This window comes from Helicobacter sp. 16-1353 (genome assembly GCF_003288815.1).
GTDB lineage: Bacteria > Campylobacterota > Campylobacteria > Campylobacterales > Helicobacteraceae > NHYM01.
The window spans coordinates 146,211-171,839 of sequence record NZ_NHYM01000004.1 but is presented as its reverse complement, the minus strand read 5'-3'; the positions used below and the strand labels follow the sequence as shown (position 1 = coordinate 171,839).

The window sequence follows — 25,629 nt, the reverse complement described above, 5'->3', positions numbered from 1 at the left end:
GGTGTGGAATCTATGCTAAACCAAGTATTTTACAAATCAAGTCAAAATATGAGCGAGATTCTAGATTCTAGCGTGGATTTGATTATCACTTCTCCGCCTTATTTTAATATCAAAGATTATGCCAAAAATGGCTACCAAGATATATCGCACTCCAAGCAAAAAAAGCAAGATTTAGGCTCAATAAATAGCTATAAAAAATATATAAAAGAGCTTTTAAAAGTCTGGAGAGAGTGCCAAAGAGTGCTAAAACCAAATGGCAAACTTTGCATTAATGTCCCACTTATGCCAATGCTTAAAAAAGACTTAAATACGCATTATAATCGCCATATTTTTGATTTGCAAAGCGACATTCAGCATAGCATTTTAAGTGAGATTAAAGATATATTTTTGCTTGATTTATATATTTGGAATCGCACGAATACGACTAAAAAATTAATGTTTGGTAGCTATCCATATCCGCGTAATTTTTATGCACAAAATACAAGCGAATTTATCGCCGTTTTTGTGAAAAATGGAGCGAGTAAAGAAAAAATTAGTATTGAGAAAAAGGAGCAAAGTAAGCTAAGCCAAGAAGAATGGGTGAATTTCACTAAGCAAATTTGGGATATCCCTATCCCAAATAAAAGCGATTTGGCTTTTGGCAAGCATGCAGCGATTATGCCAAGTGAGATTCCATACCGGCTTATTAAGCTGTATTCTTTTGTGGGCGATGTAGTGCTAGACCCATTTGCTGGGAGTGGGACGACGCTAAAAGTGGCAAAGGAATTAAATAGGAATTTCATAGGATATGAGATTTATGAGAATTACAAAGACATAATTAACGCCAAATTAGATTGTGCAAATAGGCTTTTTACATGAATCTTAAAACAAATAGAATCTATATCGCCGATGTGTTTGACTTCTTAGAATCCTTGCCAAATAACGCTATTGATTTAGCCATAATTGACCCACCATATAATCTTAAAATCGCCACTTGGGATAGCTTTAAAAACCAAAGTGAATTTTTGGATTTTACTTATAAATGGATTAGTTTAATGCTACCAAAATTAAAGCAAAATGCGAGTTTTTATATCTTTAATACGCCCTATAATGCGGCAATTATTTTAAATTATCTATTAAATTTTAATGTCAATTTTCAAAATTTTATTTGCTGGTATAAAAAAGATGGGCTGAGCTATTCTAAAAAGCGTTTTAATAGCAACCAAGAAAGCATTTTATTCTACACAATGGATTCTAAAAACTACACTTTTAATGCGGAATCTGTAAGGATTCCCTATCAATCAACCCAGCGAATAGCCCACGCACAAGAAAAGGGAATCTTAAAAAATGGCAAAAGGTGGTTTCCAAATAAGAATGGCAAACTCTGCCCTGATGTATGGGAAATCACAAGCCAAAGACATAAAAGCAAAATAAATGGCAAAGTAGTAAAGCCGCCTCACCCCAGCATAAAGCCAAGAGAGATGATTGAGCGAATGATAAAGGCAAGTAGCAATGAGGGCGATTTGGTGCTTGATTTATTTAGCGGAAGTGGAATGACTAGCCTTGTGGCAAGGGACTTGGGGCGGGATTTTATCGGCTGTGAGATAAATGCGGATTATTTAGATTCTAGTTTAAGCGTAGTAAAAGGGAGTGAGACATGAATGAAAAACTACAAGAAATTTTAGATATTGACCCAAGCAAAGAATTTTTAAGATTCTTAGTAAAAAGATTGCAGAGCGAAAATTATCGCGGAGTGCAAATCTCGCAACACAATCGCTACACAAAAGAAATAGTTTTAGTCATTTTAGAAGAAATTTATAAGCTGTGTGGAGGCGAATTATTACAGATTCGCACAACTGATTTAAGCAAAAGACCACACAACATAAATGGCGAAGAAAAATACGCCAAACTCACAAATAATATAGGCTTAAAAATTCAGCGATGCACACAAGATTCCTTGCGTAAAAATATCTTTGTGGATATGCATAGAATGGGCTTAATCTGCCGTTTTGACAAGAATAAAAAAGAGCTAAGCCCATTTGCAAGGGGCGTTAAAAAGTATATTTCTTTAAGCGATTTTGGCATAGAGTTTTTAAAAACAAAGGATATTTTTACGCAGAATCTATTTTATACAAGGGCGTTAGAAAATCTTATGAATGGCTTTGGTGAGGAGATTTTAAGTCTTTGCTTGGAGCTAGAATCTAACTATATTTCAACGCATGAATTGCTATTTTTTGGGACTTTTTTGTATCAAATTTTAGATTCGCGCATTTATCAGCGAAGCGATATTTTGCATTTTATCAAGGAATACAGAAACACTAGTAGAATTGTAAAAGAAGCATTGCTGATAAAAATTCAAAGTTACTGCAATCCAAATAATTTTAGTGGTGATAAAACGCAAAAAAGAGATTTTCATAATTGGATAAATGAGACCCAACAGATTCTCACGCTTCTCTCGCAAATGGCGTATTTTGAGTGGAATAAAAAGCAAAATAAACTCTACATTAGAGTTGGAAAAGATGAGATTTTTGAAGATACTTCCAAGCTAAAACGAAGTCTAAATGAAAAAATCTTGTATTTTGAAAAGCACAATATCGCCCAAAAAACTAAGGGCTTTGAGCTGCACCACATCGTGCCTTTATGCTTTGCCAAAAGTAAGGTCGAATTTCACACGATAGATAAGTGGCAAAATCTAGTCTATATCGACGCCTATTCACACAGCCAAATCACGCAAAATAAGAACGCAAACATTATCCTTAATTTCAATAAAAACGACGCAATTTTTAGTGATTTGTCGAATAATCAAGTTTATTGCGAGAATGAAAAAAATATAAAATATGATACAAAAAAACAAGATTTAATGCTTGACTACAATAAAGAGTTGCTAAATGCTACAGATAAAACTTAAAAATACACAAACTTCATCTTTTGGCGTAAGTGGGCGAATAGGGCATAATTCGTCAAAATTTTATAATTCTAAGCTGTATGAGAATCTAGATTTAGCGATTCCGAATTCCCTAGATTCCGCGCCCAAAATTACAAAAATATCGCGTGAATCTCCGCTTAAAAATACAAAAAACACCACAGAATCTAGCGAGATTCCACAAGAAAATCTAAACACCATTTTTAATCATAGTAGCGAAAACATGCACGAGCTGCCCGATAATAGCGTCCATTTAATGCTAACTTCGCCGCCTTATAATGTAAGCAAGGAATATGATGAGAATCTCACGCTTAGCGAATATCTGGGGCTTTTGGGGGCGGTTTTAAGCGAGACTTATCGTGTGCTAATAAATGGCGGTAGGGCATGTATAAATATCGCAAACATCGGCAGAAAGCCCTATATCCCGCTTACGATGTATGTCAATCAAATTATGTTAGAGCTTGGCTTTTTAATGCGTGGCGAAATCATCTGGGACAAGAGTGCAAGTAGCGGTGTGAGCCTTGCTTGGGGGAGTTTTAAGAGTGCGAGTAATCCAGTATTGCGAGATACGCACGAGTATATTTTGGTGTTTTCAAAGGGCGATTTTGGGCGAGAGAGGGGCGATAAAAACGACTCGATTTCTAAGGAAAATTTTATGGAGTGGAGCAAATCTATTTGGCGATTCCCCGCGGTGAGTGCGAAGAAAGTCGGTCACCCAGCCCCTTTCCCGCTTGAATTGCCAAAGCGATTGATAGAATTTTATAGCTTTGAAAATGACATTATTTTAGACCCATTTATGGGAAGTGGCACGAGTGCAATCGCCGCAAGCGAGCTAAAACGCAACTTTGTGGGCTATGAGATAAATAAAGATTACATAAATCTTGCAAATAAAAGGATAAATGAGTCTAAACAGAGATTATTTTAAATTTAACAAAAGGAACAAAATGGCAAAAATTACCAACAAAACAAAGATATTTCTAAAAACCCTTACATTTATTGGGCTTGTTGTCTCTATGCTATTAAATTGCCTTACTTGGTGGATTCAGTGGTATTTCGCAAGTGATGGGGGGGGATTACCTTTGAACAATTCCTATTCCACCTATATATGCCACTTGACGGAGCAGACCCACGCATAATCCTATCAATGGGGAAAAATGTCCTACTCCCCACTTTCATTTTTTCGCTTCTTATTTTATTTCTTTTGCTTAGTAGCCCCATACAGAGGCTCATTTTCACCCAAACGCTACGATTTTTAAGATTTATTTTTAGCAAACTTTATTTGGCACGATTTTATATTCTTAGCCTTGCCGTGCTTATTTTTGGTGCTTTAAGCGTGAAATATACAAATGATAAATTTGGAATCTATGAGTATTTCACCAAAAAGCAAGAGAAGCATTTCTCCACATTTTACGAGGAGCATTACACCGCGCCAAGCGACTTACAAATACGATTCCCAGAGAAAAAGCGGAATCTAATCATCGTATATTTAGAATCTATGGAGGCGACTTTTGCTAGGGCGTTTGATAGGAATCTAATACCAAATCTAAGCCAAATCGCCACTCAAAATATCAGCACAAATCTAATCCAAACAAACGGCGTAGGCTGGACTGTGGCAGCGATGGTGGGCTATGAATGTGGCATAAATCTAAAAATGCCAATCGGCGGAAACGACTTCCGCAACAAATACTTTTTAAGCTCCGCTACTTGTTTGGGTGATATTTTAAAACAAGCTGGGTATAGGCAAGATATGGTTTTAAGCGAGGGGAACACTGGTGGAAAAATAAACTTTTTAAAAGCTCACGGCTTGGAAAATGTCTATGATTTGGAATATTTTCGAGATTCTGGCAAATTACCGAAAAAGTATCACATAAATTGGGGAATGGAGGACGCCAAAACCTTTGAATTTGCAAAGGAAATTTTAAGCAATTATGATAGCTCTACGCCATTTGTCCTTAGGATTGAGAGCGTGGACGCACATTTTCCGGGCTATGTGGATAGCTCATGTATGGCTTCAAGGGGCAATCAATATGCAGATTCTATCTCGTGTAGCGATAAAATGCTGGGCGAATTTATCGCGTGGCTGAAGGCGCAAGATTTTTATAAAAACACTACGATTGTTGTTCTTGGCGACCATTACACTATGCAGCGTGGCTTTGTCCCAAATGGTGTAAGGCGTGGAATCTACAATGCCATTATAAATCCGCCGAGTGATTTAAAGATAGATTCTAGAAAAGTGAAAAATAGAAATGCAAGTCATTTTGATATGTTGCCTAGCATTTTAGAATCTATCGGCATTGAAGTGGAGGGGCGGAAAGCAGCTCTTGGAGTGAGCCTATTTAGCGATAAACCCACGCTTTTAGAATCTATGGGGCTAGAAACGCTAAATCAAAACTTAAGCCAAAATAATAGAATCTATGATAGCTTTTGGCAAGTTAAAAAATAGGCGAACAATAAAGGGGGAAATAAATGAAAAAGAAAATTTTTGGGATTGTTGGGGTTGTGGTGATTATGATTTTAGCCCTTGTGGTGTGGAACAATAAAAGCGGAATCTACACAAAATATATCACATTTAAAATGCAAAATAGCCCTATGGAGAAATGCGAGTTTCACATTAGCGACACGAGCGATTTTATGCATGATAATCGCTTTTTTATCGCACACGGCGGAGGCGCGATAAATGGGCTGACCTATACAAATAGCCGCGAGGCACTAGAAAAGTCGCTCAAAAATGGCTATAAATTTATTGAAATTGATTTAATGAAATCAATTGAGGGCGTGATATTTGGGGCACATGACTATAAGCATTTTGATAAAATCACAGGCGTTGAAAATCCTATTTTAAAAGAGCTGGAATCTAAAAATGGAGGCAAAATTAGCGAAAATGATGAGCGATTAGCCCCCAAAATTAGTGATGTAAAACGCCGCAAAATCCACAAAATCTACACGCCGCTAGATATAAATGATATTAATGAGATTTTCGCTAGACACCCACACGCCTACCTTGTGAGCGATAAGCTCAATGATTTTAGTGCGATGAAAACGCAGATAAAGTTTATGGATAGAGTGCTGGTTGAAGTCTTTGGGCTACAAAATTACTACGCGGCAAAAAAGGCGGGGATAAAGTATCCTATGCTCTCCACTGGGGACTTTAACCTAGCACTAAATCTAAAAATCCCTATGGTCGCCGCGCACACTTCGGCTATCAAAAACGCCCCAAAAGAGGCGGAAAACTACATAAAAGCTGGGGGTTGTATAATGGTATTTTCAAGCAATGAGGAAAAATTCATCGGTGAGAATCTAGGCAAAAGAGCGAGTATGTTTTACACGGACTTTTGGGATTTAAAAAGTGGCAAATGCGAGGGCAAGAGCTGTAAAACATACTAAAAGTATTCGTAGAGTTTTTTAGAATCTCCATAGAATCTCCCTACTTTATAGGTGATTTTGCTTTAGATTTTGCACTAGACTTTAAATCTTAGATTTTCTTAAAGATTTATTCTAAAGCAATCCAACAATTTATTAGATTCTAGTTTATTAGATTCTACTTGGCGGATTCTAAAATTTTCAAAAATACAGCGCTGAACCAAATCTGCAATGGATTTACGCGAGATTCTAGCCTCTGGATTTTTGAATGCCTCACCCTTGTAGGTTACCTCATAATTTATCTCATTTTCATAGCTAAACCAGCCCGGGCGGATAATCGTGTAATCTAGCGTGGAATCCTCAATAATTTTGGCAGAGCACTTGTAGTTTTAGGAATACATTATTATCTACTACCACCTAATTTATGGAGTATTCAAAAATCCCCAACATTCATTTAGATTTTTATACCGGATTTAATACGGAATATTCTATCTACTATGCTTAGAATCTCCCCAAACTCCAGAGATTACGAAATACTCGAGATTTTCGCCATATCATCGCTACTTAGACTAAAATCAAAAATATCAAAATTCTCTCTTATTCGCTTTGGATTGCTTGATTTTGGAATCGGTATAAAATCCTGTTGTAACGCCCAGCGGAGCATTATTTGCGGGATTGACTTATTATACTTTTTGGCGATTTCTTGTAAGGTTTTATTTTTCAGTGCAACACTTAGATTCCCAAGCGATGTATATGCCTGAACTGCGATATTTTGAGCTTTGCAATACTCTATCGTTGCCTTATCTCTACTAAATGGATTTATGCGGATTTGATTTAGTGCGGGTTTCGTATCGCTTGTTTTCATCAAGTTTTCAATCTCGCTTATATCGTAGTTACTCACGCCAATCGCTCTAATTTCCCCACTCTTATAGTGCTTTTGCAAGACTTCCCAACGCTTTTTATCGCTACCTTTTGGCCAATGTATCAAGTATAAATCGATATAGCCTAAATCCAAGTTTTTCATACTCCGCGTAAATTCCGCCTCCGCATTGTCCTCAAAAACCTTTGTGGTGATGAAAATTTCCTCTCTTTTTACGCCACTTTTAGCCATAAATTCCCTCACCGCCTCGCCGATTTCTTTCTCATTACGATAATAACTAGCTGTATCAATCAAGCGATAGCCCACATTTAACGCCTCTAAAATCGTCGCTTTTGCTTCATCTGCTCGTAAATTCCAAGTCCCAAAGCCCATATTTGGCATTTTCACGCCATTATTTAATGTGATATAGCCCATACTCCCACCTTTATTTGTATTTATCGCATTTGCGTTACTTGCAAAGATATTATTTGCTCCAAATATCATCATTCCACCAGCCAAAAATGTAGTATTTTTCAAAAATGCTCTACGATTTTCCATTTTCTCTCCTTTAAATTTGATATTGTTTTAACCTATAAATTTTATGCTATCGCCTTTTAACCATCTAAAAATCTAAGATGGGATAAGCCGAATTATTTGTATCTCGTTATTTGTGCCAATTCGTAGCATTGGACCGAAAGTCCCTGCTCCCTGCGAGATTATCAAGGTTGTATCGCCTATCTTATGAATTCCTTTGACAAACGGAAAGCGAAATTTTGCAATGATATTTGCTGGGAAAACCTGCCCTCCGTGTGTATGTCCGCTAATCATTACATCAATGCCATTTTCTGCCACATACTTCGCCCCTTGTGGCGTGTGGTGAGCTAAAATCGTAGGCAAAGAGTTAGAAATCTCCATTTTTGGAAGCTCATCTTTGACGGTCAAATCATTTACACGATGTGAATCTGCGGTCTCTAAATCCGCATTCATATATTCTAGCCCGATAAACTGCACGCCGTTAATCTCCACGCTTTCATTTCGTAAAATCTCTATATTATTTTTTCTCAAAAGCTCTAAAACTTTTTGCGTATCTATATAGTATTCGTGGTTACCAATGGTAAAGATTTGCTTAGATTTTACATTCTTAAAAAGCTCAAAAAGATTCTCATCTAAAGCGATATTACTATCGACTAAATCGCCGTTATATACAACAAAATCTGGTTTTACCTCATTGATTAAACTAATTATTTTTTGGAGATATTTTTCGCCCCTTTGTGTGCCTAGATGAATGTCGCTAATATGCATAAAAGTAACAGGTGATTTTAGATTTTTAAGTGGAATTTCAATGTTTGTAACACTGAAATTTTGTGCATTTATAAAGCCATAAAGAGTAACAAAAAATGGGATAAGTATCGCAACAGAGGCGATTTTCCAGCCTATTATTTGTTTTAAAAATGGGTGCAAAATAAACTCTATTAGAAACGCAAAAAACACATATGTAAAAAACATAAAAAATATCGCAGCGATATTATAGATAACCCCGATTAAGGCACTTTCACCATCTCCGGCACTACGCATTAGAAGCGGGAAAAGTGCTAAAAGTGCGATGATTATAATAGTTCCAATCCACGCATACAAGCTTCCAAAGCCAAGCAAACTTTGCAAGCGAAATGGCACAAACCACGCAGCAAACGCCAATAAAAGTAAAATTACAATAAACATCTAAATGCCTTATTAATTTTTTAAGATTCTTGCTTTAATCCTATAATTCTAGAGCAAATTTCAAAAAAACGATAGAATAAAAATCCAAGATTCTTGCCTGATTCTCCAGATTATTATAAAACATTAGCTTGATTTTTAGATTTAATCTTTAATTTACTTTTCAATATTTGCTTTCCTAAGCATAATTTCTTAGGATTTAAAATCTATTTTTCTTGGATTTTCCAGCTTAGATTGGCTCCAGCGAGTAGGGGGATAATGTGACCGAATCGAGTTTTTATAGAATCTAGATTCTTAAAATTCCCCTTAATTAATTTTATTGTTTTTGCTGGAATCTTGGCGTAATCGCTGAAATTTGTGGAATCTTTGCTAGAAATGGCGGAATCTTGCCTAGATTTGCCCAAATTGCTTAAGTCTTTAAAGTCGCCAGAATCCGCGAAAGCCACAGAATCTTTAAAATCCACAGAATCCCCAACGACCGCCAAATCATAGATTTTTATCGCATTATCGCTAATAAATTTTTGTAGATTTTCTAGCTTCCCATTCGCCTCGAAAATCTCACATAATCTAGGGATTAGAATTGGGGCGGAAAATATCCCAGCAGAGCCATTTTGGGCTAATTTGGCAGATTCCAAATGTGGGGCGGAGTCGCTCCCAAAGCTAACTTTTGGGTGTGCATTTAGTGCGAGTTCTAGGAGTGCGTCCCTATCTTGCGGAGTTTTTAGCATTGGCTTACAGAAAAAATGCGGATTTAGCCCAGCTCCCAGCACATCATCAAGGCTCATTGAAATATGGTGCAAAGTCAGCGTGGCAAAAAGGTTAGGACACCGCTCCAAAAGGGGAATGCTCCGCCTATCGCTCAAATGCTCCATTATGATTTTCATTCGTGGGAAAGTGCGTGCAAGCTCCGCAAACACCGCACCAAACTCAAACTCCCGCTCCATACAAAAGCCATTGCTCTCGCCGTGGATTGATAAGATAAAGCCCATTTCCTCTGCCATTTCAAAAATATCCATAATCTTTTGATTTAGGATTTCGCTAACGCCACTCTCGCTCCCTGTGGTAGCCCCTTTTGGATATAACTTTAAAATCCTTATGCCGTTTTTTTGTGCCTCTAGTAGCTCGTTTTTATCCAAGTTTTCGCTCACATACAGCGACAAAGTGGGCTTAAAAGAATCTAGATTCTGCGTCTTTAAAACGCCCTCAATTTGGGCTTTGTAGCTCATCACAAGATTCGTATTTAAAAGTGGCGTTTTTAGATTTGGCATAGCAAGGGCGGAGCTAAAATACCTCGCACTAAAGGGCAGAACAGCTTCTAAAACCTCGCCCTCTCGCAAATGGATATGCATATCAAGCGGATTTTTTAAGATTAAATCCGGGGCGGAATCTGGGCTGTTTTTAATTGCAGATTCTGCTAAATCCGCCACAGAATCTGCAGAATCTTTTATATTCACATAATCCACCCCATTACGATTTGTAGAATTCGCAGAATCTAAATTCGCCAAATTCACAAATTCCGCGGAATCCTTTGCATTCACAGAATCCGCGGAATCTAAACCCACAGAATCCCACGCATTCGCCGAAGTTTTATCATTAGCCATTTTCACACCCCAATCAAACCCAAAAGTTTATTTTTATACAACTCCGCCAAATCCTTACTTTTCGCCTCAAATCGCGTTACAAGCACGGGCGTCGTGTTACTCGCACGAATTAGCCCCCAGCCATTTTCAAACACCACTCTAAGCCCATCAATGGTGATAATCTCTAGTATTTTTGGGAAATCTTTCGGCGGATTCTCTAGCTTCAGTGCCAAATCTTGGATTATTTGAAACTTTTTTTCCTCGCTAGATTCTATCTTTTCCTCCGGGGTGGAATACATTTTTGGTAGGTTTTTTATAGCACTTTCGACCTCCTCCACACTGGAATCTAAAAACAGCTCTAGCGCCCTAAAGCTCGAGTATATCGCATCATCATAGCCGAAATATCGGTCATTGAAAAATATATGTCCGCTCATTTCTGCGGCTAAATGGGCGTTTGTCTCTTTTAGCTTTACTTTTAGGTTGCTGTGCCCCGTTTTATGCATTATCGCTTTGCCGATTTTGTTGATTTCCTCATACATTATCGCAGAGCATTTCACCTCGCCGATTATTAGGGGCTTTACGCCCTCTTTTGCCATTTTTTTAGCAAAAAGGATTGCTAGTTCATCGCCCTTGAATGAATAATTCTCACTCAAAAGTGCCAGTCTATCGGCGTCTCCGTCAAATGCAATGCCGATTTTGATATTATTTTTTTTCATTGCATTTTTTAAATCGCTTAGGTTTTTTTCCTCGCTTGGGTCTGGGTGATGATTTGGGAAGCTCCCATCTGGCTTGAAATAAAGGGGCAAATAATCAATTTTTAGATTTTCTAGCACTTTTTTTATAGCTATCCCAGCCACGCCATTCCCGCAATCTACCGCAATTTTTTCTTTAAAATTTGCGAGATGTTTAAAATGTGTGGTTAGAAAATCGATGTATTTTTCAAGTGCTGGGAGATTTATAATTTCTGGGGCGTAATCCTTGCTAGATTCTGTGCTTTTTTGGGTGATTTGAGATTCTATAGTTTTGCCTAGATTTGCAATGTCTTTGCCATAAAATGGGGCTTTAAACATAGTGATTTTAAAGCCGTTGTATTGGGGCGGATTATGTGAGCCAGTAATCATAATGCTTGCGTCAATCGCCTCGCCAAAGTCGTGGTAAAGGCTAAAATACGCCACTGGAGTTGGAATCATACCAAGGAAATATATCTGCAAACCCTCACTTGCGATGCCTTGGCTAAGCCAATTAAATAGCGTTGGGCTGTGGATTCTAGCGTCATAGCCGATTGCCACGGCTCGTTTTCGTGCATTTGATTTTTTCGCGGAATCTGCGGAAGTGGAATCTGTGGAATCTACGCTAGAATCTCGTGTGGAATCTACGCTAGAATCTCGCACAGATTCCCCAGCGGATTTTTTTGTGGAATCCGCAGAATCAATGGTGGAATCTATTTCCTCGCCCCTTTGCTTAATGATTTTTGCTAGATTCTTACCAATGCTAAAGACAACTTCCCTATTCAAATCCACATTATAGATTCCGCGGATATCATACTCTCTAAAAATACTCACTTACAGCCTCACTTAAGAAATAATTTAAGCCATAATTATACTTTAAAATCGCATATTATTTTTGCTTTTTTAGTGAATATTGTTTGCCATTCATACAATCAACCACGCTCATAATTCCATCGCCAAAGTATAATGTGTATAACTATAAATCACCCAAGCAAAAACAACACTCTCAATAAAACTATGGCAAATATTGCTTTCCCATACAAACTTAGATATTGTTTCAAGCCCCTTTGCTAGATTCTTAATTTATATATTTTAGATAGCCAATTGTGTAGTAAATAAAGCATCATAATTACTTGTAGATTCCCAAAAAAGCCAATATTTTAAGATAAAATGACTAAGCACATTAAATTATCACAGCGAGATATTGCAGGTATAATATAGACATAAAAATGCTTGGCGGAAAAATAAACCCGAGATGGATTCTTGGAGTTTGGGTTAGATTCTTTAAATCGTTAATTTTTTTTAAGATTCTTCGAATAACTTTCTAAAAATACCTATCATTTTCCTTTGCTTCTTTTAAGAATCCTAAAAACTTTTAATTAGTATTTAGTATTTTTGGCTAAAATTATAACTATTTTTGAAGCTTAAAACTTGGAGATTTAATGGGGTTTAAAAAACATTTAGAAAAGCTAGTTTCATACGAGGCGGGCAAGCCTATCGAGCTTGTGGTGCGTGATTACGGCATAAAGCCAAAGGGTATTATCAAACTAGCTAGCAATGAAAATCCGCTTGGCACTTCAAAAAAAGTCCAAAATACTATAAAAAAAGAGGTGAAAAACGCCTTTCGCTACCCAGATGACTCGATGTTTGAGCTTAAAAACGCCTTGGCAAAAAAATATAATGTGGAATCTAGCAATATCATAATCGGCAGTGGGAGCGACCAAATCATTGAGTTTATAATCCAATCTATCGCTTCAAAAGATTCTAAGATTCTCATCTCTAGTGCGACTTTTGCGATGTATGAGATATACGCCAAAATCGCCCAAGCCCAAATCATCAAAACAAAAGATGGAATCCACATCGCAGATGAGTTCATCGAAGCCTATCAAAAGCACAAGCCAGATATTATTTTCCTCTGTGTGCCGAATAATCCGCTTGGGGATTGCTTGGATAAAGCTGAGGTTTATAGAATCCTAGATTCTATCTCCAAAGATTGCTTGGTGGTGCTAGATTCCGCTTATGGGGAGTTTGCGGCATATAGAGATAAAAATAAGGCACTAAATCCAAGCGAGATAATTAAAAAGTATAAAAACTGCATTTATCTAGGCACATTTTCCAAGCTATATGGCTTAGGTGGGCTTAGGGTGGGATTTGGCATTGGCGAATCTGGTGTGATTAAAATCTTACACAAGCTTCGTCCGCCTTTTAATATCACAAATATTTCGCTAAAAGCTGCATTGAGTGCATTAAATGACACAAAATTTATCCAAAAAACGCTAAAAAATAACCTCCAAGAAATGAAAATCTATGAGAATTTCGCTAGAAAAAATAATATAAATTTCATAGAATCTTATACGAATTTCATCACATTTATTTTCGATAAAAAGGTAGATTCAAGTAGCCTATGCGAGTTTTTGCTAAAAAAGGGCGTGATAATTAGAGACTTAAAATCCTATGGGCTAAATGCCGTTAGGATAACCATCGGCAAAGAATCTCAAAATAAAAAAGTGCTAAAATTAATCACTAAATTTCTAAAAAATTAAAGGTAAGTTTTGGATATAAAAGGCGTATTTAACCAGCTTTTTAGCTTGTATGATAAGCTAAACAAAAGGCAAAAGATAGTCATCATCGGCGGTGTGGTCGCTGTGGTGGCGTTTTTGTCGTATTTTGTGATATTTTCTATCAATGAGCGAAATGCAGCTGGAAACTATGCCGTGCTATTTGAGGGCGTTACGCCAAGCGATAGCGCGCTTATTATCCAGCATTTACAAGCAAACAATATCCCCTATAAAATCCAAAAAGAAGATACGATTCTAGTCCCAAAAGAAGTCGTTTACGAGCAGCGAATCGCCCTAAGCAGCAGTGGAATCCCAAAAAGCTCCAAAGTCGGCTTTGAGATATTTGATGAGCAGAGCTTTGGTATGACGGAATTTGAGCAGAAAGTGAAGCTTACAAGGGCGATTGAGGGCGAGCTTGGACGCACCATTGAGAGCCTAAAACCAATTGCAAAGGCGTCCGTTCATATTGCATTGCCAGAGGAGAGCGTATTTGTTAGCAATGAAGTTCTGCCAACTGCCTCTGCCGTGCTAGAAATCCGCGCAAATATGTATCTCTCTCCCACACAAATTAATGGCATAAAGAATCTAATCTCTTCTGCAGTTCCAAAACTAACTAAAGAAAATGTCTCCATAATCGACCAAAATGGCGAGGCTTTAGGAAGCGATGATGAGAATATCGCCTCAAGGGAGCTTATAAACACACAATTAAAATATAAAAATAATTTTGAAAAGATTCTAGAGGATAAAATCTCAAATGTGCTTTCTCCAGTGGTTGGCGGAAAAGATAGGGTTGTAGCAAAAGTTACTGCGGAGTTTGACTTTTCCCAAAAGCGAAGCACACAGGAGGTTTTCGACCCGAATAATGTCGTTCGAAGTGAGCAGAATCTAGAGGAGCGAAGGCAGGGTAGGGCTGAGCCAGAAATAGGCGGAGTTCCCGGAGCAGTTAGTAATATCGGTCCAGTTCAAGGGCTAGATTCCGCTAATTCACAAGAATTATATGAGAAAAATCAAACGACTACAAACTATGAAATAAGCAAAACGATTTCGGAGATAAAAGGTGAGTTTGGGACGCTAAAGCGACTTAGTGCTGCCGTTGTAGTCGATGGTAGCTATCAATTGGTAAGTGATAATGGTGTTGAAAAAATGCAATATGTGCCAATTGATGCTAATAAAATGCAAGAAATCGATAGTCTAGTAAAGCAAGCAATAGGATTCTCCCAAGCTAGGGGCGATGAAGTGAGTGTGAGTAACTTTGAGTTTAACGCAAAAAGTGGTAGTTTCAAGCCACAAACCACCACAGAAAAAATCAATGCAATACTCGCTTCGTTCTCGCCTCTACTAAAATATATCCTTGTTGCAATTATTTTATTTATTTTTTACAAAAAGATTATTGCACCTTTTGCGGAGCGAATGCTCGAGGTTTCGGATTCAAAAGAGGAAGATGTGGAATCTTTACTTAGAATTGATGATGAGGAGGAAGAATCAAATAAATTTAATGATATGAGAAGGAAAATTGAAGACCAACTTGGGCTTGGTAGCTTTAATGAAGATGAAGTGAAATACGATGTTTTACTAGAAAAAATCAAAACCTTAATAGCAGAACGACCAGAAGAGGTTGCAGGATTATTCCAAACATTAATTCACGATGAATTAGGTATAGAAGATATTAAGAAAGGAGAATAAAAATGGCTTTTAATCTAACGCCAAAGCAGCGAGCACAATATGAAGAATTTTCTATGTCAGAGAAAATTGCTATTTTGCTATTACAGCTAGGCGATTCTATTACAGGTGATATTTTTGCACATTTGGATATAGATTCAATCACTGAAATATCAAAGTATATAGCCCAGATGAAAGGCACAGATAAAAATATTGGTGCGGCAGTTTTGGAAGAATTTTATGCCATTTTTCAATCTAATCAATATATCAATAGCGGTGGTTTTGAATATGCAAAAGAGCTTTTATATCGTGTTCTTGGACCAGAAGAGGCGAAAAAAGTCCTTGATAAATTATCAAAACAAATGCAAACAGCACAGAATTTTTCTTATCTCTCAAAAGTGCGACCTCAGCAACTTGCAGAATTTATTGCTGGAGAGCACCCACAAGCTATCGCATTAATTTTGGCACATATGGACCCAAATTCTGCGGCTGAAACACTTGGCTATTTTTCAGATAATCAAAGAGCAGATGTAGCTATAAGAATGGCTTCTTTAGGTGATATTGCCCCTCCTATTGTAAAGCGAGTTTCTGCAGTATTAGAAAATCAATTAGATTCTCTTACAAGCTATAAGGTTGAAGTGGGTGGTCCAAGAGCAGTTGCCGAGATATTTAATCGCTTAGGACAAAAGGCGGCAAAAACAACAATAGCCCATATTGAACAAATCGATGAACAATTAGCCGCGAAAATTAAAGAGATGATGTTTACATTTGAAGATATTGTAAAACTTGATGGCGGAGCAATTAGAGAGATTCTCAAATCTGTAGATAAAAAAGATTTAACAATGGCGTTAAAATCCGCTCCAGAGGAATTAAAACAGAAATTCCTTTCAAATATGAGCCAAAGAGCTGGAGAGCAGTTTATCGAGGAATTGCAGTATTTAGGCATTGTTAAGGTTAGAGATGTGGAAAATGCACAGCGAAAAGTTGTTGAAATAGTTCAGGCACTATCCGAGCAAGGAATTATCCAAATAGGTGAAGAGGAAGATGTTGTTGAATAATAATGATAAAAGTATCATTTCCTTACAAGAATTAGATGGGCATAATATGAAAAAATATGAGTTTAAAAAAATAGATATGAATGATATAAAGATTCAAGAAACTAAAAATACCAATGAGGATAAAATGCCTACACAAACCCAAGTATCAATGATTCAAAGTAGTTTGGAAAAAGAGCTTATTGAAAAATTACTAATAAAAAGCGATGAATTAGCTAATTCATTCAACAATCTCCAAATGCAATTTGAAAAACTACAATCCCAAACAAATGAAAAAGAGAAAATCGCAAGGGAAGAGGGTTTTAAGGAAGGTGAGCTAAAAGCACAATTAAGTTTTAAAGATAGCCTAGAAAATGAAAAAGAAAAAATTGCTAAATCCTTAGTAACATTAGATGATACTATTGAGAATGCAAAAAAACAGATAGTCAAACTAGAATCCGAATTAAGTGCAATTGCTCTTGATATTGCAAAGGAAGTTATAGTTAAGGAAGTTGATGCAAATAGTGCGAAAATAGCTGCATTGATTAGTAAAGAGCTATTGCAATCAATGAGTGCAAATCTAAATATAATAATAAAAGTAAATCCTATTGATTTTGATTTTCTAAACAATCTCGTTAAAAATAAGCAGAATATTAAGATAAAAAGCGATGATGCAATCCAAAAAGGCGGGGTTGTAGTGATAAGTGAAAATGGTAATATTGATGGTAATGTAATGTCAAGATACCAAATATTAAAACAAAATGTATTGGAGAACTTTAGAAGTTAAAATAAAACTAAGGCTTGGGGAGTAATATGATTAATTTAAAATCTATGAATATTGATGAGCTTGAGATTCAAACAAAAAGAATTAGAAATAGGATAATCGAAGTTGTTAGCAAGAATGGTGGGCATTTAAGCTCAAATCTTGGCAGTGTTGAGATAATTATGGCAATGCATTATGTATTTGATTGCAAAAAAGACCCATTTATATTTGATGTGAGTCATCAAGCCTATGCCCACAAGCTAATCACAGATAGATGGGATAGATTTGATACCTTGCGACAAATGGGCGGAATAAGTGGCTTTGTGAATCCAGCAGAATCTAATAGTGATTATTTCATAGCTGGACATAGTTCTACATCATTATCGATTGGCGTTGGAGCTGCAAGAGCGATAAAATTGAATAATGAAGATAGAATCCCCATTGTTTTGATTGGTGATGGTGCGATGAGCTCGGGGTTGGTATTTGAAGCATTAGATGAGATAGGTTATATAAAATATCCTATGATTATTATTTTAAATGATAATGAGATGAGTATAAGCAAACCAATTGGTGCAGTGAGTAAGCATTTATCTACTATCACAGCGGGTAAAATGTATCAAGGAATGAGAGAGGGAATTAAAAGAATCCTAAACAAAATGCCCGAGAGTGCCACTTATATGGCAAAGAGATTTGAAGAATCCTTAAAATTAATCACTCCGGGAATCCTATTTGAAGAATTAGGTTTGCATTATGTTGGACCGATAGATGGGCATAATATTGGCGAATTAATAAATATTTTTCAAAAAGTAAAGGAATCAAAAATACCTATTTTAATCCACGCTCAAACAACAAAAGGTTTTGGATATAAGATTGCAGAAGGGAAATATGAAAAATGGCATTCTATGCCTCCTTTTGATATAAATACCGGAATCCCAATTAATCAAGTAAAAACTACGAATCCTACAAAAATTTTTGCAAATACACTTTTACAAATTGCCAAAAAAGATGAAAAAGTAGTTGGCGTAACAGCGGCAATGCCAAGTGGCACGGGGCTAGATTTACTAATGGATAACTTGCCAAATAGATTTTTCGATGTGGCAATAGCAGAGGCACACGCCACAACCTCAATGGCAGCAATGGCAAAAGAGGGCTTTAAGCCCTTTGTGGTGGTGTATTCGACATTTTTGCAGAGGGCATTTGATAGCATAATCCACGATGTTAGCATTATGAATTTGCCTGTGAAATTTGCCATCGATAGAGCTGGAATCGTTGGCGAAGATGGCGAAACTCATCAAGGAGTTTTTGATATTTCATATCTTTGCCTTATCCCAAATATGGTGGTTTTTGCACCAAGAGATGATGAGAGTTTAAAAATGGCTATTACCTTTGCATATAATTTTTCATCATCTCCTATTGCCTTTAGGTATCCTCGAGGCGGATTTTTACTCAAAAATAAAACATTTAAAAATAAACATTTCAAATTTAAAAAAGCCGAAATTTTACATAAAGGTAGCGATATTGCGTTTTTGGGATTTGGAAATGGTGTGGGAAGGGCACATTTGGTAAATGAGCTTTTGGATTTTAGGGCTACTTTGGTTGATTTACGATTTGCTAAGCCATTGGATTCCACACTTATAAAAGAAATTGCAAAAACACATAAAAAGATTTATGTTTTTAGTGATAATGTGCGAAATGGCGGAATCGCACAAATGATAAGTTTGCTTTTACTAGAAGATTCCATATTTACACCTATTAAAAGTTTTGAGTTTAAAGATAGTTTTATTCCACACGGAAAAACACAGGATATAGAAAAACTACTACATTTAGACCCACCTAGTATCGCTAAAATCATAAAAAAAGAGTTGAAAGAAATATGAGTAATATCATTGATTTTCTAAAACAAAATAAAAAGGAAGCTTTCTTAACGATTATTTTGCTTGTATTTAGCATTCTAGCGATATTTGATTTTTTCAATAAAAGTGCTATTAGTTATATAGAAGATTCCTTTACATTTGCATTAAGCAATATAGGGATTGTAGCTGTTTTAAAAATAATTGTTGGTGCATTGCCCCTAACTAGTGGGATTAGTGATATTTTGGATAAGATTTTTAACTTTTTCTTTCTAGCAAATATCTTGATTGGAATCCAATATGTTTTATTGATTATAAATAAGATTCTATTTGTAAAAATCTTAATAATTTTATTTTTTGCTTTGCGACTTATTCCGCAGTTTAGACTTGTATCAACAAAGATTCTAATTATTTTATTATTTTTTAATCCCGGATTAAATCTATATATTAATGCAATTAAGATTATTTCCAATGAAGCAAATATGACTATTGACAATGATTTAAAAGTAAAAATGGAAAATATTAAAAATATGCTTGGAATCACTCCTCCACAAGCTCGTGTTATGCCAGAAATCGACCTAAATTTTGGCGATACTAGAAGTGCGACTTCTAAGCTTATTGGCGAGATTGGAATGATGGGACAAAGCATAAATGATGGGGCGAAAAGTGTCGCAAATACCATTACTTCGCCGATAGATTCTACTACTCAAGCATTAGATAATGCAAAGGAAAAAATGCTAAATGGAATGCAAATCATCGGTGATACCCTTAGCATCGTGCTTAACCTTACTATTAAATATATTTTGAATGTATTTTTCTTGTATTTTCTAATGCCAATTGTGTATTTCTATATTCTCTATAGGGTTGTTAGTAATAAAAATCCAACGATAATTCAAATCGCCCCAAATGCAGAATCTAAGCTATTAACTACATAGATTTAATTATCTATTTTGTGTTAGAAACTTTTCGATTCGCTTTAGAATCTCATCTTTTCCTAGTATAAATATTAGCTCATTTACCCCAATACCGCCATTTTTGCCGAGTATAGCACATCGCAAGGCAGTTAATATTTTCCCAATCTTAATATCATTTGTAGTAGCAAAATGATGTAAAGTTTGGCTTATAGATTCTAAATCATTAAAGTTTGTAATGCTTTCTATGGCGTTATTTAGCAACTCTTTTGTTTGATTATCTATCTTGGAGAGCATTTTTTGCTCGTAGGATTCTGGAATCTTAAATATAGAATCTAACATCTCTTTAAATTCAATTATAGTATTTGAGCGGTCTTTTAACTCTTTAAATAACACTTCTTTCTTTGCAGATTCTAGATTTAGGTTTATATTTAATAGATTTTCAAGCCTAGAATTTGGGGCATTTTTAATATAGTGATTATTTAGCCAAAGCAGTTTTGTTTCGTTATATGCAGAAGCTGAGGTGCTAAGATTTTTAAGAGTAAATAAATCTATCATTTCTTCCATACTAAAAATCTCTTTATCTTTATAGCTAAAACCAAGCCTTAAAAGAAAGTTAAGCAATGCTTCGGGCAGAATCCCCATTTCTTTATATTCCATCACATTCAAAGCCCCATCTCTTTTGCTTAGCTTTTTGCCTTGTGGATTTAGAATCATAGGTATATGACAAAAATTGGGAATCTTAAAATCCAATGCTTGATAGATTATAATCTGTTTTGGTGTGTTTGTTAGGTGGTCATCTCCCCTTATAATATCGCTAATACCCATTAGTGCATCATCAATAGCTACAACAAAATTATAAGTCGGTGTGCCATCACTTCGCATAATAATATAATCGTCCATCTCCTTTGTGTTAATCTCTATTCGCCCTTTTAATGCATCATTAAAGATAATGCTACTTTCTAGCGGAATCTTTATCCTAACTACAGGCTTTACTCCGCTTGGTGGTATGCCTTTAAAATCTCTATATCGATTATCATATCTCGGGGTTTTGCCCTCTTTTTTTTGCGTTTCCCTTAGGGAATCAAGCTCTTCTTTTGTCATATAACAATAATATGCTAGATTTTTCTCTAATAATATATCAATGTATTTTTTATAAATATTAATTCGTTTTGATTGATATACAATCTCTTGGTCGTAATCCATTCCAACCCACTTAAAAGCTTCTATAATGGCATTTGTCGCATCAATGCTATTACGATTGAAATCTGTATCTTCAATGCGAAGTAGGAATTCTCCGCCATTTGCCCTTGCGTATAAAAAATTAAATAATGCCGTTCTAAGTCCACCAATATGCAAATATCCTGTTGGACTTGGTGCAAAACGAGTTTTAATCATATGTAAGAATCCTTAATTATAAGTTCGGGATAATATTATTTGATAGCGTTTCTATCGCATTTAGCGAAGTTTCTTGTAGTGCTTTTATCGCTTCTTCTTCACTAAAATTTTCTAAATCTTTACTCTCAGTTATTATTCCAGATTGCAAAATATTTCCTTTTTGTGTTATTTGATAGGATATATTAACTATGGCTTTTGCATTTTCATTTTGCTTTACAATATCAAAATCAAGTAATTTTATATGTAAAAAATTCTCCAAACTAATCCCGCTAAATGGTGGCAAGACAATCTTTAAGCATTTTTTATTAAATTCTTTTATAAGCATATTCTCAAAGCTTTGATTTATATTACTAATAAAATTTATATTATTAAAATACTTTATTTTATTATTTTCCTTATAAAAAATTTTCTTACTTTGGTATTCTTTTGGTATGTCAATGCCTGTGAGTGCAATAAAATTAAAAGATTCGCAATTAGTGGATTCTGCATTTGAGGTATCAAGCTTATAATAATCTACAGCAGGTAATTCGCTTCTAAGATTCACATCAATACAAGCACTAAATAATAAAGGTATTGTAAATATTAAGATTTTATTTATCATTTTTTATCCTCGTTTCTATAACCAAATATGGTGTTATATGGATTTTCTTTCAAGCTATCTAAAAGGGTAGAGCCTTCTTTTGCAAGAGAATTTATACTATTCATTGATTGCTCGATTGATATGAGTGCAGGGGCTAAAGTTGTTTTCAAATCATATTCCCCATTTTTTATTTTACTAGTAAGGATATTGAGCATTTCATCGGCATCTATGGAGACTTTATTTACATTTTGAATGAGAGATTCAACATCATCTGTATTTTTTTGTAGAGATAGGATTATTTTATTTAGATTATCAGCGGAATCTTTTATTGAAACGAGAATCTTTGCTATATTATTTGCATTTTCCTCATTTAACATATTATTTGCATTTGATAATAAAGAATCAACTTTATTTGCTAGGTTTGGAACAGATTCCATAATCTTATCCATAGAGCTAGTTTCTATTTGCAAGATAGCATCTTTATTTATAATCTCATCATTTTTATTATTTTGGATTAATTCTAAATAATTTCTTCCTAGTAAGCCACTTTGTGCCACTTTTAGCGTGGAATCTTTTTTAATAGGCAAATCCGAGCGAATAGATAGCTCAAATATAATTTCATCGAAATTATTATCTTTAAAATTTATATTCTTTACTTTGCCTACATTTATCCCTTTATATTTTATATCGCTATCAATTCTTATACCATCTATGGCATTTTTAGAATATGCTTTATAGGTTTTTGGAATGCTACCTAAATCATTAGAATCACTAAACCATAATATAAACACCACTAAACCAAACATACAAGCAATAAAGCATGCACCAATAAGGATAAAGTTTATTCCTCTTTCCAAATCCTTTCTCCTCTTTTTGATTTTAATAGATTATTATTACTAACATTACTATGTTTAAATTCATCTAGATTCCCGATAAATAGAATCTTACCTTCACCAAGTAAGATAAATCTATCTGTAGCATCTTTTATGGAATCTAAATCATGCGTAACCATAACCACAGTTAGCTTGAAATAATCTCTTAATTTTAATATTAGTTTATCGAAATTCTCTGCACTTTGTGGGTCTAATCCACTTGTAGGCTCATCAAGGAATAAAATCTTAGGATTAAAAACAAGTGCTCTAGCTAAGCCAACTCTTTTTTTCATACCGCCGCTTAATTCATAAGGATACATATTTTTCACAAAGCTTGGCAAACCAACAATATTTAGAAAATATTCCGCAATCTCATCTATAATTTTTTTAGGATAAGAGCTATATTCTTCGAGCATAATGCCGACATTATCAAGCACATTTAGCGATGAAAACAACGCTCCAAATTGAAAAAGCACACCACAATGTCGCAAAATCACACTTCTTTTATTTTTATCAATTTTCCAAATATCTTTATCAAGAATCTTTATACTTCCGCTAAGCGGTGCTTTTAGATAAATCATCGTGCTTAATAAAGTTGATTTCCCACTACCGCTACCACCTAGTATCCCAAAAATTTCGGAATGCCTAACACTAAAACTTATATTGCTTTGAATGATTCTATCCTTATAAGCAGTAGTTAGATTAGATACTTCAATAATATTTTTTGTCATTAGAATTTCAACTCTGTAAAGATTAGTGAAAATACCGCATTAACTAAAATAACCCCAAATAAAGCATAAACTACACTTGTGGTTGTTTTTTCACCTACACTTTGTGTATTATCCTCAACGCGGAATCCAACAAAACACCCAATTATAGCAATTGTTGCAGCATAAAATGGTGCTTTTATCATACCAGTCCAAAAACTATTCATATCTACAAAATCTTTTAATTGTGTAATATAATCAGGAAATGTTATATCAAATCCTGCTTTTAGAAAAACCATACAGCCAAAAATAGATATTAAATCCGATACAAAAACCATTAAAGGAAAGGATAAAACAAGTGCCAAAAATCTAGGTAAAACAATAAAATTTAATAGATTAAAATCCATTGTTTTCATTGCATTTATTTCTTCGGTCATTTTCATAACGCCAATTTGTGCGGTATATGACGATGCACTTCTCCCAGCGACAATCAACGCTACGACAAAAGGTCCAATCTCCCTTAGAGTTAGTTTTGCAGTCATTTCAACTGTGGCTTGTGAGAATCCCATTCTTTGTAGTGTAACTCCACCTTGATAGGCAATAACTCCACCTACGATAAATGAAACCATACAAATTATTGGCATAGCAGTAATAACGCCGTGATATATGTGGTAACTAATCGCTTTGTATCTAATAGTTCGTGGTCTAAACAATGAAGTTAAAAGAGAATAAATCACCATTCCAATAAAATTTATAAAATCAACCGCCACATTGATAGAATCTACCACCATAAAACCTGTCTTAGAAATCATAGCCAAAAGCGGATTTAGCTTTTTTTCTGCAGGTTTGCTTTGTTTTGAAATGGTGATATTTTCTAATAATTCTAAAATTTTTTTGGCGTTATCATTGTTTGCAATGAAGTTAATATTTTTATTTTGATATTTAATCTCATCTGCATAATTAGACAAAAAAACAAGAAAAGAAATATCAAATTTACTAATTTCATTTAGATTTATTAAATATGTATTAATGTCCTTAGAATCTAGAATCTTATAGAATCTATCAATCTCATCTTTTTTGATTCTATTATCAAAATGTCCCTTTAAGATAATGGTTAATGTTTTATTCTGGATTTCATAACTAATCATTTTTAACCTTTTGCAAATCTAATTCTTTGCTAACGCTAACAATGCAATCTGTGAATATATGTGGCTTTTTAATGCTAAGAGTAATATATGTAATATTTTTAAAATGCAAGATAATAGAATCTATTACAAAACAAAGTGCATCTTCTAGGTAAAAGAAATGATTTTTATTAAAAATATCTATAATTAAATTATATAAATGTGAATAATCCAAAATCTCCTTTTTAATATATAAAATATCTAAATCCAATATTATATCTTGTGCGGTTTCTCTCTCTTTTGGCAGGATTCCAATTATCGTATTTATCTTAAAATTATGAATTGAGATTTTGAAAACATTATCCACTATTAGAATCCTAAAATAGCTTATTTTCTTCTTTTTTGATTAGTCTAACAATATTTGGTATATGTGTATAGATGATTAAAACAAGCAATATTATTAAAGGTGTATGAGTGCCAATTTGTGCGGTTATGGAAATACTAGGAGAAATTGTAGGCAAAACAAAAGAAGATAAGATTCCAACGCTTACACCAATTAGCGATGAGATTGATGATACCTTGAAAATTTTCCCTACGATAAACCACGCAAAAAGCCCAATTATGCCTTCAATGGGTATTAGCAAAATAACAGAGCCAATAGTCGTAGAAACCCCCTTTCCGCCATTAAATTTCAAATATGGACTATAGCAATGCCCGATAACAGACAATATAGCAATCGCCCATTGTGTTTCATAAGATAGCCCAAATAATTTTGCCATTAGAACAACAACAAGCCCCTTTGTGGAATCTAATATTATTACTAAAATGGATAGTTTTTTTGCATTTTGGGTTTTGTGTTTTAATGCACGATATACATTTGTTGCACCGATGCTACCACTGCCAATATCTAAAATATTTATTTTGTAGAAACATTTTACGATTAAATAACCAAAGGGAATTCCCCCTACCAAATAAGCAATAACATAAAATATGATATTAATATTAGTAATTATACTAAGCATAATCCG

General features: G+C 34.9%; 25 protein-coding genes. 13 read left to right on the top strand and 12 right to left on the bottom strand.

The genetic code is table 11. From position 1 onward, the window contains the following. Positions 1 to 48 precede the first annotated feature (48 nt). The 7 genes from CCY99_RS03905 to CCY99_RS03880 are packed head-to-tail and all read left to right on the top strand — an operon-like array spanning position 49 to position 6,286. The gene (locus CCY99_RS03905; protein WP_112060120.1) at positions 49 to 858 is read left to right on the top strand and encodes a site-specific DNA-methyltransferase; all 810 of its coding nucleotides are present in this window, start codon (positions 49 to 51) and stop codon (positions 856 to 858) included. Next, entirely contained in the window at positions 855 to 1,640 is a 786-nt protein-coding gene (locus tag CCY99_RS03900; protein WP_112060099.1) for a site-specific DNA-methyltransferase, read from the top strand. Before CCY99_RS03905 ends, CCY99_RS03900 begins: the two co-directional genes overlap by 4 nt. Continuing rightward, on the top strand, positions 1,637 to 2,887 hold the full coding sequence (locus CCY99_RS03895) for a restriction endonuclease subunit R (RefSeq protein ID WP_112060098.1): 1,251 nt from the start codon (positions 1,637 to 1,639) through the stop codon (positions 2,885 to 2,887). The genes CCY99_RS03900 and CCY99_RS03895 overlap by 4 nt, the downstream gene beginning before the upstream one ends. After that, a complete protein-coding gene (locus CCY99_RS03890; RefSeq protein WP_112060097.1) occupies positions 2,868 to 3,827 on the top strand; it encodes a site-specific DNA-methyltransferase in 960 nt (319 codons plus the stop codon). The genes CCY99_RS03895 and CCY99_RS03890 overlap by 20 nt, the downstream gene beginning before the upstream one ends. A 19-nt stretch (positions 3,828 to 3,846) precedes the next feature. Then, complete coding sequence (locus CCY99_RS09320; protein ID WP_146744932.1) at positions 3,847 to 4,038, top strand: hypothetical protein; 192 nt, start codon at positions 3,847 to 3,849, stop codon at positions 4,036 to 4,038. Continuing rightward, positions 4,008 to 5,345 carry an LTA synthase family protein gene (locus CCY99_RS03885; protein ID WP_112060096.1) on the top strand — a complete coding sequence of 446 codons (1,338 nt, stop codon included), beginning with the start codon at positions 4,008 to 4,010 and terminating at the stop codon, positions 5,343 to 5,345. The genes CCY99_RS09320 and CCY99_RS03885 overlap by 31 nt, the downstream gene beginning before the upstream one ends. Positions 5,346 to 5,368: 23 nt before the next feature. Next, entirely contained in the window at positions 5,369 to 6,286 is a 918-nt protein-coding gene (locus CCY99_RS03880) for a hypothetical protein (protein ID WP_112060095.1), read from the top strand. Positions 6,287 to 6,384: 98 nt separating this feature from the next. Here the strand turns inward: CCY99_RS03880 and CCY99_RS03875 are convergent, their stop codons facing one another. The 5 genes from CCY99_RS03875 to CCY99_RS03855 form a co-directional block, all read right to left on the bottom strand. Then, positions 6,385 to 6,627 carry an NAD(P)H-binding protein gene (locus CCY99_RS03875; protein WP_258443349.1) on the bottom strand — a complete coding sequence of 81 codons (243 nt, stop codon included), beginning with the start codon at positions 6,625 to 6,627 and terminating at the stop codon, positions 6,385 to 6,387. 161 nt (positions 6,628 to 6,788) lie between these two features. Continuing rightward, positions 6,789 to 7,679 carry an aldo/keto reductase gene (locus tag CCY99_RS03870; protein WP_112060093.1) on the bottom strand — a complete coding sequence of 297 codons (891 nt, stop codon included), beginning with the start codon at positions 7,677 to 7,679 and terminating at the stop codon, positions 6,789 to 6,791. A gap of 72 nt (positions 7,680 to 7,751) precedes the next feature. Then, positions 7,752 to 8,840, bottom strand: coding sequence for a metallophosphoesterase (locus CCY99_RS03865; RefSeq protein WP_112060092.1), 1,089 nt, complete (start codon positions 8,838 to 8,840; stop codon positions 7,752 to 7,754). 203 nt (positions 8,841 to 9,043) lie between these two features. Then, positions 9,044 to 10,438, bottom strand: coding sequence for a dihydroorotase (gene pyrC, locus CCY99_RS03860; protein ID WP_112060091.1), 1,395 nt, complete (start codon positions 10,436 to 10,438; stop codon positions 9,044 to 9,046). 2 nt (positions 10,439 to 10,440) lie between these two features. Further along, the gene (locus CCY99_RS03855) at positions 10,441 to 11,979 is read right to left on the bottom strand and encodes a phosphomannomutase/phosphoglucomutase (RefSeq protein ID WP_258443333.1); all 1,539 of its coding nucleotides are present in this window, start codon (positions 11,977 to 11,979) and stop codon (positions 10,441 to 10,443) included. 608 nt (positions 11,980 to 12,587) lie between these two features. On the opposite strand from CCY99_RS03855, the gene hisC reads away from it, so the two are divergent. Genes hisC through CCY99_RS03825 form a run of 6 tightly spaced genes read left to right on the top strand, consistent with a single transcriptional unit; the run spans position 12,588 to position 19,944 of the window. Beyond that, positions 12,588 to 13,688 (top strand): histidinol-phosphate transaminase, encoded by a 1,101-nt coding sequence (gene hisC / locus CCY99_RS03850; protein ID WP_112060090.1) that lies wholly within the window; start codon positions 12,588 to 12,590, stop codon positions 13,686 to 13,688. Positions 13,689 to 13,697: 9 nt separating this feature from the next. Further along, the gene (gene fliF, locus CCY99_RS03845; protein WP_112060089.1) at positions 13,698 to 15,386 is read left to right on the top strand and encodes a flagellar basal-body MS-ring/collar protein FliF; all 1,689 of its coding nucleotides are present in this window, start codon (positions 13,698 to 13,700) and stop codon (positions 15,384 to 15,386) included. Positions 15,387 to 15,388: 2 nt separating this feature from the next. Continuing rightward, positions 15,389 to 16,420: a flagellar motor switch protein FliG gene (fliG, locus tag CCY99_RS03840; RefSeq protein WP_112060088.1), complete on the top strand. Its 1,032-nt coding sequence runs from the start codon at positions 15,389 to 15,391 to the stop codon at positions 16,418 to 16,420. Next, complete coding sequence (gene fliH / locus CCY99_RS03835; RefSeq protein WP_181646827.1) at positions 16,413 to 17,183, top strand: flagellar assembly protein FliH; 771 nt, start codon at positions 16,413 to 16,415, stop codon at positions 17,181 to 17,183. The genes fliG and fliH overlap by 8 nt, the downstream gene beginning before the upstream one ends. A 26-nt stretch (positions 17,184 to 17,209) precedes the next feature. Further along, on the top strand, positions 17,210 to 19,036 hold the full coding sequence (gene dxs / locus CCY99_RS03830) for a 1-deoxy-D-xylulose-5-phosphate synthase (protein ID WP_112060086.1): 1,827 nt from the start codon (positions 17,210 to 17,212) through the stop codon (positions 19,034 to 19,036). Continuing rightward, positions 19,033 to 19,944, top strand: coding sequence for a hypothetical protein (locus tag CCY99_RS03825; RefSeq protein ID WP_112060085.1), 912 nt, complete (start codon positions 19,033 to 19,035; stop codon positions 19,942 to 19,944). Before dxs ends, CCY99_RS03825 begins: the two co-directional genes overlap by 4 nt. Before the next feature lie 6 nt (positions 19,945 to 19,950). Here CCY99_RS03825 and gltX read toward each other — a convergent pair whose 3' ends face one another. From gltX to plsY, 7 genes are read right to left on the bottom strand one after another with little or no spacing between them, the layout of a single operon-like run. Further along, positions 19,951 to 21,318 carry a glutamate--tRNA ligase gene (gltX, locus tag CCY99_RS03820; RefSeq protein WP_112060084.1) on the bottom strand — a complete coding sequence of 456 codons (1,368 nt, stop codon included), beginning with the start codon at positions 21,316 to 21,318 and terminating at the stop codon, positions 19,951 to 19,953. Between the two features lie 16 nt (positions 21,319 to 21,334). Next, a complete protein-coding gene (locus CCY99_RS03815; RefSeq protein ID WP_112060083.1) occupies positions 21,335 to 21,919 on the bottom strand; it encodes a hypothetical protein in 585 nt (194 codons plus the stop codon). Beyond that, positions 21,916 to 22,755: an MlaD family protein gene (locus CCY99_RS03810; RefSeq protein WP_112060082.1), complete on the bottom strand. Its 840-nt coding sequence runs from the start codon at positions 22,753 to 22,755 to the stop codon at positions 21,916 to 21,918. The genes CCY99_RS03815 and CCY99_RS03810 overlap by 4 nt, the downstream gene beginning before the upstream one ends. Next, the gene (locus CCY99_RS03805; protein ID WP_112060081.1) at positions 22,740 to 23,501 is read right to left on the bottom strand and encodes an ATP-binding cassette domain-containing protein; all 762 of its coding nucleotides are present in this window, start codon (positions 23,499 to 23,501) and stop codon (positions 22,740 to 22,742) included. Before CCY99_RS03805 ends, CCY99_RS03810 begins: the two co-directional genes overlap by 16 nt. Continuing rightward, on the bottom strand, positions 23,501 to 24,625 hold the full coding sequence (locus tag CCY99_RS03800; RefSeq protein ID WP_112060080.1) for an ABC transporter permease: 1,125 nt from the start codon (positions 24,623 to 24,625) through the stop codon (positions 23,501 to 23,503). Before CCY99_RS03800 ends, CCY99_RS03805 begins: the two co-directional genes overlap by 1 nt. After that, positions 24,618 to 24,968 (bottom strand): dihydroneopterin aldolase, encoded by a 351-nt coding sequence (locus CCY99_RS03795; protein WP_181646826.1) that lies wholly within the window; start codon positions 24,966 to 24,968, stop codon positions 24,618 to 24,620. The genes CCY99_RS03800 and CCY99_RS03795 overlap by 8 nt, the downstream gene beginning before the upstream one ends. Positions 24,969 to 24,978: 10 nt before the next feature. Then, positions 24,979 to 25,623: a glycerol-3-phosphate 1-O-acyltransferase PlsY gene (gene plsY, locus CCY99_RS03790; protein ID WP_112060078.1), complete on the bottom strand. Its 645-nt coding sequence runs from the start codon at positions 25,621 to 25,623 to the stop codon at positions 24,979 to 24,981. Positions 25,624 to 25,629: the final 6 nt, after the last annotated feature.